Below are 1,592 nucleotides of genomic sequence, written 5' to 3' on the forward strand. Positions count from 1 at the left end.
GAAGATGTAGCAGCTTTGCGTGCTTCATTATATAAAACAAAATAAAGAAAACCTATTTCATTTCGAACAAGAAAGGCCATTTTGTAATACAAAATGGCCTTTCTTGTTCGAAATGAGTATCTTCGCGTTTTGCGAATTATGAATATGAAACTGGAAGAACAGCTACTTGAAAGAAGTGAGAATAAGTGTGAATTATGTGGATCTGAGGCCAATCTTAGCATCTATGAGGTTCCCCCTCAAACTCAAAATACAGCAGAAGAATGTGTTGTAACATGCGGAAAGTGTTTAGCACAGATTGAAAAAAAAGAGGTATTAGACAGCAAACACTGGCAGTGCCTTAGTGGAAGTATGTGGAGTGAGGTTCCAGGAGTACAGGTAGTGAGCTGGCGCATGTTAAACAGATTAAGGMAGGAAAGCTGGGCAATTGATAATCTGGATATGATGTATCTTGATGATGAAACTTTGGCTTGGGCCAAAGCAACCGGTGATCACGAAAATGATTCTGAAGTGGAATTCCATAAGGATTCTAATAATAATGTGCTGGAAAACGGAGATACAGTAGTGATTATAAAAACACTTGATGTTAAAGGATCCAGTCTAAGCGCAAAACTTGGAACAGTGGTGAAAAACATTAAATTAGTTGATGATAATAAGGAGCAAATAGAAGGCCGTGTTGAAGGTCAGCTGATTGTTATTCTAACCAAATATGTACGGAAGCAAAGCTAATTGCAGCTATAAAATAAAGACAGTAAAATTGATCTAATTATGAAATCAATTGAGATTAAGTATTTTAAAGATTTTTTAAGTAGCGGAGAGATACCTTCAGGTTTGCCTGCACATTTGCAGGCGCTTTGGCATGAGGGAAAAGGTGACTGGAAAACAGCACACGATCTGATAGATCACCTAAGCGATAAACAGTCTGCTCACGTACATGCCTATCTACACAGAAAAGAGGGAGATGTGTGGAATGCTGATTACTGGTATAACCGGGCAGGGCAATCAAGACCCAACGTTACTCTGGAAAAAGAATGGGAAGATCTGGTTTCATTGTATTTGTCATTATTACCAAATTCTACTGGTAATTAAAATGAATATGTATATTTAAATTCCTTAAATTATTTCATTATTAATTAATTACTATGAGACACACTTACGCTTTTCTGTTGCTATTTATTGGCTTTTTGCCTAAAACCTTCGGCCAAACTCAACCAAATGGCGGCTCTGTTGCAGATGTAGCCTTTATTCAAGGCCATTGGAAAGCTACTACTCCTGAAGGCCAATCTATTGAAGGAGTTTGGTTACAACCAGAAGACGAAAACATACTAGGCTTCATGCGCATGATGAAAGCCGGTAAAGCTGATCTTTATGAAATATTAGCCTATGAGCAAACCGAACAAGGACTGGTCTCTATGGTAAAACATTTTAAACCAGGTCTTCTGGGTTTAGAGGAGAAAGACAAACACGATCGTTACAACTTTGTAGAAGCAAGTAAAGACCGTGCTATCTTTCAAAAAGAGGGCGAAAGCTTACGTATTCTATACGAAAAACGCTCCTCCAATCAATTTGTAATTGCCAGAGGCAACCTGCAAGAC

General features: G+C 38.1%; 3 protein-coding genes. All 3 read left to right on the forward strand.

Annotation, left to right across the window (positions count from 1 at the left end):
* Positions 1-144: 144 nt before the first annotated feature.
* Positions 145-726, forward strand: a complete 582-nt coding sequence (locus tag AC1DG9_RS26810) for a PhnA domain-containing protein (RefSeq protein WP_477635663.1) — start codon at positions 145-147, stop codon at positions 724-726.
* 39 nt (positions 727-765) lie between these two features.
* Positions 766-1,086, forward strand: a complete 321-nt coding sequence (locus AC1DG9_RS26815) for a hypothetical protein (protein WP_216854314.1) — start codon at positions 766-768, stop codon at positions 1,084-1,086.
* A gap of 53 nt (positions 1,087-1,139) precedes the next feature.
* Positions 1,140-1,592 (forward strand): DUF6265 family protein (locus tag AC1DG9_RS26820; protein WP_477635664.1); only part of this gene is annotated, 453 nt, incomplete at its 3' end.

The sequence above is a fragment of the Pedobacter sp. 05L430 genome (assembly GCF_056397585.1).